This window comes from Thomasclavelia sp. (assembly GCF_017889095.1).
Classification (GTDB): domain Bacteria; phylum Bacillota_I; class Bacilli_A; order Erysipelotrichales; family Coprobacillaceae; genus Thomasclavelia.
The window spans coordinates 1-6,280 of the sequence record NZ_JAGHEW010000034.1 but is presented as its reverse complement, the minus strand read 5'-3'; the positions used below and the strand labels follow the sequence as shown (position 1 = coordinate 6,280).

Annotated in this window: 5 protein-coding genes and 1 pseudogene; 5 read left to right on the top strand and 1 reads right to left on the bottom strand. The window is 27.1% G+C overall.

Features of this window, described 5'->3' with window-relative positions:
* Window positions 1–314 precede the first annotated feature (314 nt).
* Window positions 315–590 (top strand): hypothetical protein, encoded by a 276-nt coding sequence (locus J7M77_RS01640; protein ID WP_296875337.1) that lies wholly within the window; start codon window positions 315–317, stop codon window positions 588–590.
* 118 nt (window positions 591–708) lie between these two features.
* Window positions 709–984 (top strand): hypothetical protein, encoded by a 276-nt coding sequence (locus J7M77_RS01635; protein ID WP_296875336.1) that lies wholly within the window; start codon window positions 709–711, stop codon window positions 982–984.
* 81 nt (window positions 985–1,065) lie between these two features.
* Here the strand turns inward: J7M77_RS01635 and J7M77_RS01630 are convergent, their stop codons facing one another.
* Entirely contained in the window at window positions 1,066–2,937 is a 1,872-nt protein-coding gene (locus tag J7M77_RS01630) for a PTS sugar transporter subunit IIA (protein ID WP_296875334.1), read from the bottom strand.
* Window positions 2,938–3,152: 215 nt separating this feature from the next.
* Between J7M77_RS01630 and J7M77_RS01625 the strand changes: the two genes are divergently transcribed.
* From J7M77_RS01625 to J7M77_RS01615, 3 genes and pseudogenes are all read left to right on the top strand, one after another.
* Window positions 3,153–4,463 (top strand): PTS transporter subunit EIIC, encoded by a 1,311-nt coding sequence (locus tag J7M77_RS01625; RefSeq protein WP_296875331.1) that lies wholly within the window; start codon window positions 3,153–3,155, stop codon window positions 4,461–4,463.
* Between the two features lie 3 nt (window positions 4,464–4,466).
* On the top strand, window positions 4,467–5,879 hold the full coding sequence (locus J7M77_RS01620) for a glycoside hydrolase family 1 protein (RefSeq protein ID WP_296875329.1): 1,413 nt from the start codon (window positions 4,467–4,469) through the stop codon (window positions 5,877–5,879).
* Window positions 5,880–6,079: 200 nt separating this feature from the next.
* Window positions 6,080–6,280, top strand: a pseudogene (locus J7M77_RS01615) (transposase); the annotation flags it as partial.

Genomic DNA, 6,280 nt, shown 5'->3' with positions numbered 1-6,280 from the left:
CAATGCTGCAAACACTGATCATGACAAAATATGGTCAGGATGAAAGCAAATGGTTAGAAAGCTTAACAGAAAAACAGTTAGAAAAGGTTACTAAAGAAATATTGAAAGAAATAGCATTAGATGAGCTAAAAAGAAAAGTAGAAACTAAGTAAAAACAGCCAAATTGGCTGTTTTTGTTTATAAATATTGAATTTATAATTCAATGAATTTTTATTTTGTATATGGGATAATAAAGTAAAAATATAATGTTTAAAATGTACATAAATACAATGATATAAAAAGATGCTTAGATGGTGAAAAGGAGATTTAGATGTATGAAAAGTTTTAATGAGATGGAAATGTGGGATATGGAATTTGCGATAGAAATTGGTCGGATGCGAGAAGCAGCAATGATGAAAGAAAGCTATGATAATGGTTATAAACAAGGGGTAATCACGGTATTTCAATTACAAAACATGGAAAAATATGGTCTAGTTGAAAATAAATGGTTGGAAAATTTAACTTTAAGACAGTTAAGAAAAGTAACTGAAGAAATATTGAAGGAAATAACATTAGATGAGTTAAGGAACAGGGTAGAAATAAAAAAATAAAGATATTAATTTTAGAATGTTTTATTAGTTAGTATATTAATTGTATTTTAGTGATAAGAAATAATCATTAGATTTTTAGAAAAAGATTATGATAAAATTAATTAGGAGATAGAAATATATGAATAATGGTAAGATTACCTTATGGGAAATGGCACTCGAAAGAGAAAAAAATCGAGTATACATGGAAAAGAAAATGGAAAAAAGATACAATTACGGATATAAAAATGGAATACGAGATGCTTTGCAGGCACAAATTATAATAAAGTATGGACAAGATGAAAGTGATTGGTTGGAAAGTTTAACTGCAAAACAGTTAGAAAGAGTATCTAAAGAAATTTTAAAAGATATAACTTTAGATGGGTTAAAGAATAAAGTAGAAACAAAAGCTAAGTAATAAATAGACTTAATAAATGATTGAAACAGCCACCACGTTGTTAAATGTCGATGGCTGTTTTGATATAATATTTTATTAATTTTATTTAGAAACAAGTTTTTCAATTTCATTATATTTTTCAATTAGAACAAAAAAATCTTTCTTTTTTATGATTTCATTAGTTTTATGATGATCTAATAATAACTGAGTTAAAATATCAAAAAATCTTAATAAATACCGGTTGAATTTTTCTTCGTTTAAAATAGTAATAATCATTTGAACTTTATTATTATCCCATTTAATAGGACGATTTAAGATACATACTGATACAATCGTTTCTTGTGAAATAGTATGAATTGGAGCTAAAATAGCGGTTGAGTTTGCAAAATAAGAATCAATTAGATTTTCTTTGGCTTTTATTTGCGATACGATTGATTTTGATATTTTATTTTTAGATAAAAATTGATCAGTTAAAAATTGAATAACTTCATCCTTACTTTTTAAATTCAAATGCGTATAAAATAAATCTTGATTAAATTTTGGAATATTAAAATGCTTTTTAGGCTTTCTTAGTATATTTTTAATCTCATTAATTTGATAGTCTGTTAAATCGTACGATACAATGGTTGCATTATATTTAGGTGGTAGTGGACTGGTTGAAAAAATATGATCAACCTGATTAGAAATGTTATCGAGATGATAAGAATCACTGATAAAAATCTCTTTTACGTGTCGAGTAAAAGTTTGTTCAAACTGAAATTTTAATAACTGTTGAGCACCTCTACCATAGTCGCAAACAATGAGAATCTTTTTTTCATTAGAATATGTTATTCTTTTTTTTATGGCTAAATCTAGTAGTAAAGCAATATAACCTATTTCATCTTCAGTAATATTTTTTTTATAATATGATACCAAATATTGACATGCAGTTGTAGCAAGAATAAAAGCAAGCGTATGATATTTTTTTATTTTTGGTAAAAGTGGATTATGCATTTGAATATCATATTTTATTCTAATCACTAAAGGAATCATATGCACAGAGAAATAATTTCTTAAATCGATGTCATAATCATGACGATCGAAAAGATTAATTTGATAATATTTATAGATATCTTCTAAAATATGGATGATAATATTTTGGATTTCAAAATCAGTATCATAAAATAAATATGGTGATTTTAATGGATAACTTTGACGACTCTTTAAAAAGATTCCGGCAAATTGTAATTCTACTGGACTTGCTGGTATGTTTAAAAAGTTATAAATTTGTTTAGCTGTTAATTCTTCTTCATTATAATGTTTTATTATTTTTTTATTAATAAAATGTCCCTGGTTAATTCGAGTAGCTGAAATTAAAAAGTATAAAATAATTTCGTGAAGACAATTTTTAAAATAAATAAATTTATCATTTTCAATCATATTTTTGATAAATTTAAACAAATTATTATAATCATCTAATTTAGTATTGTTATATTTTCGATCTAATAAACAGCATCTTATATTTGTTTCATCGCCGCAAAGTTTTAAACCATAATTTGGTTTGTTGATGATTGTTAATTGAAAGTTTTCTAAATATTTTCTTACTTTATGTAAATCAGTGGTTAAAGAATTACGGCTTATATATAAGTTTTCAGCTAATTGATCAAGTAAGACATATTCTTCGTTATTTAAAAATAAATCAATTAAATAATCAACTCGTTCATAATGAATTATTTGTTTTTCTGATAATATTTTTTCTTTTTCTAGATTATAAAAATTATTGTATTTTTGATAATCATTAATGATTAGTTTAATACCATAATGAGGTTTTATAGATAAAGAAGCACCATTATTATTTAATAATATAGCTAGTTCTTTTAAATGATTACGAACAGTTTTACTTGAAACGCCTAGTGATAAAGCTAGTGATGCAGAAGTCACGTAATTATTTGTTGAAAGATAGTCTAAAAGATTAATATAATTAACTTTTTTCATGATATTTACTCCCAATAGTATTTTTTAACATTATAGCATAAACAAAATATCAGTAAAATTAATAAGGAATATTAAAAGAGAATATTCCCAATACTTTCCACAAATATTATGGAAAATAATGTGGTGGTATCTTTGGGATAACATGATATATTAAATCTAGGTAAAACCTAACGACTCAATGGCCAAAGAGTGAAATTTAAATGAGGAGAAGAAAAATGTCTTTTACAGAAAAGTTTAGTAATAGTTTGTCTAAAGTAGCTCAAGCAATTGAAAACAACAAATACTTAACATCAATTAAAAATGCTTTTACTGCATACATGCCATTTATTATTGTTGGTTCTTTTGCTTCGTTGTTTAATATTATTTTATGTTCAGAAACATTAGGGTTAGCTCAAGTAGAAATGTTTAACTGGCTAACAACTTTATCACCAGCATTTAATATTATTAATTTTGCGACAATGTCAACAATGTCTTTAGCAATAACTGTTTTAATTGGAATAGAACTAGGAAGAAGAAATAATCAAAAAACTATTTTTACTGGAATCTTAGCTTTAATTTCTTTTATCACAATTGTTCCTACAAGTGTTACTGCTACTATTGAAGAATTAAGTACTGTGGTTACTGGTGTTTTGCCAAGTTCATCAATGAACGCTCAAAGTTTATTTGTTGGAATGTTAATCGCAATTATAGCAGTTGAGATTTATAGCTGGTTATCAAATATCGATAAGATAAAAATAAAAATGCCAGAACAAGTACCAGCTAATATCGCAAATTCATTTAACAGCTTAATCCCAATTATGCTAACTTTATTGATCGTAGCAATTTTTGGAACTGTATTTTTAAATTTAACAGGTACATATTTAAGTGACTTTATTTATACTGTTTTACAAAAACCATTAGAGGGAGTAGCTCAAACACCATTTGGAGTAATCTTTTTATCATTAGCATGTGCATTATTTTGGATTTTGGGAATCCATGGAAGTTTGGTTATTATGCCATTATTATCACCATTAGCCTTATCTGGTTTAGCAGCAAATGTCGCTGCGGTTGAAGCTGGTAAACAAGCAACTAATGTACTTACAATGACTTTCTTTAGAGTTTATGTTGTATGTGGTGGTGCGGGTATTACTATTTCTTTAATTCTAGCAATCTTCTTATTTTCAAAGCGAAAAGATGAAAAAGAGATTGCCAAATTAGGATTGTTCCCAGGTATTTTTGGAATTAATGAGCCAATTATTTTTGGGATGCCAATCATTTTAAATCCAGTTTATGCAATTCCATTTGTATTATCACAATTATCAGCAACAATTATTGCTTATGTAGCTACAGTAACTGGATTTATTGGTTGTGCTACTGTCGAAGTTCCATTTGGCTTACCTTTATTTGTTAATGCGTTTGTAGGGTTACAATCATTCCAGGCAATTATTGTTGAAGCAATTGTTATTGCAGTAGCGTTTATAATTTATATTCCATTTGTTAAAATAAGCAACAAAGTATATGAAAAATCTTTTAAAGCAGGAGAATAATTAATGAAGCAGAGTTATTTTAACGATGATTTTTTATGGGGTGGTGCAATTGCTGCTAATCAGGCTGAAGGTGCTTATTTAGAAGATGGCAAAGGTTTATCAATTGGCGATGTTTTAAAAGTTGGTAAAGATAGAATGAAAAATATTGATTTGAATATTGATGAAAAAGCAGTTTATCCAAGTCATGAAGCTATTGATTTTTATCATCATTATAAAGAAGATATAAAACTATTTGCACAAATGAAAATGAATTGTTTTAGATTGTCAATAAATTGGGCTAGAATATTTCCTTTAGGAGATGAAACTGTTCCTAATGAAAAAGGTTTATTGTTTTATGATCAGGTTTTTGATGAATTGCTAAAATATGGAATTGAACCAATTGTTACAATTTCTCATTATGAAACACCATTACATTTAGTAAAAAAATATGGTGGCTGGGATAATCGTAAAATGATTGATTTCTTTATGAATTATTGTCAAACAATTTTTACTCGTTATCGAGATAAAGTTAAATATTGGATGGGATTTAATGAAATCAATAACATTATCAAACTTCCATATTTAGCTGGGGGATTATATATTAATGATGAAAAGACTAGGGTCCAACGGGAATATACGGCAGGACACTATATGTTAGTTGCTAGTGCTAAAGCCAAAAAGTTGCTTAAAGAAATAATTCCTAATGCCAAAATGGGAGCGATGCTTTCTTTAAGTGGGATGTATCCAGCAACATGTAAACCAGAGGATGTTTTAGCGACATATCAATTAAGAAGAAGATCTTTATTATATTCTGATGTTTTAGTTCAAGGAAAATATCCAAATTACGCTAAAAGATTATTTGAGGAAGAAAATGTATCAATTGATATTACTGAAAAAGATCGTCAAATATTAAAAGAAAATCCAGTAGATTATTTATCATTTAGTTACTATTTAACTTGTGCTGTAAGTAGTGAAACTAAAATGGCTGCAGATACTGGTGGACCAATTGGAGTAGACAATCCATACTTAGAAAAAACAGCCTGGGGTTGGCCAATTGATCCAATCGGTCTTAGATATGTATGTAACGAATTATTTGATCGTTATCAAATTCCATTATTAATTAGTGAAAATGGATTTGGAACTGTTGACGAAATTATTGATGGAAAAATTATTGATGATGAAAGAATTAGATATTTACAATTACATCTAAAACAATTAAATGAAGCTATTCATGATGGTTGTAAGATCATCGGATATACTTGGTGGGGACCAATTGATATTGTTTCAGCCGGAACTGGTGAAATGAATAAAAGATATGGATTTATTTACGTTGATAAAGATAATCAAAATAACGGAACACTTCAAAGAATGAAGAAAAAAAGTTTTTATGAATATAAAAAAATAATTGAAACAAATGGAAGAAGTTTATATGAATAGGGTTCAATACCCTATTCATTTTTATAATAAATCTTAAAAAATAAGATGTGGATAGAAAATATAAAATCATCCACAAATATTAAAAACATTTAGATAGAAATAGGTATATTTATACTTATTTCTATTTTTTGTCAAAAAAAGAAAATAAAAAAAGAGATTTTTCAAGTCAGGGAGTAAATGAATAATAGGAGGTGTTTTCTATGGATCAAAACAAGATCAAAAAAGCTCATCTGACCATCCCATTCCATAATGACCTTTTCTTTAAGTACATGCTCGTAAATAACCAGGCTCTGCTAGAAAGAATCCTTAAAATAGTTACCGGAATTACTTTTACCATCGTTTCGATTTTAAATCCAGCTATTAATAGTGATACCGTAAATGGTAAAGGCATTGTCCTTGAT

What these genes read in the sequence shown, in the direction of transcription:
- J7M77_RS01630 (WP_296875334.1), bottom strand. Translation starts at nt 2,937, where the DNA reads ATGAAAAAAGTTAATTATATTAATCTTTTAGACTATCTTTCAACAAAT.
- J7M77_RS01625 (WP_296875331.1), top strand. Translation starts at nt 3,153, where the DNA reads ATGTCTTTTACAGAAAAGTTTAGTAATAGTTTGTCTAAAGTAGCTCAA.
- J7M77_RS01640 (WP_296875337.1), top strand. Translation starts at nt 315, where the DNA reads ATGAAAAGTTTTAATGAGATGGAAATGTGGGATATGGAATTTGCGATA.
- J7M77_RS01635 (WP_296875336.1), top strand. Translation starts at nt 709, where the DNA reads ATGAATAATGGTAAGATTACCTTATGGGAAATGGCACTCGAAAGAGAA.
- J7M77_RS01620 (WP_296875329.1), top strand. Translation starts at nt 4,467, where the DNA reads ATGAAGCAGAGTTATTTTAACGATGATTTTTTATGGGGTGGTGCAATT.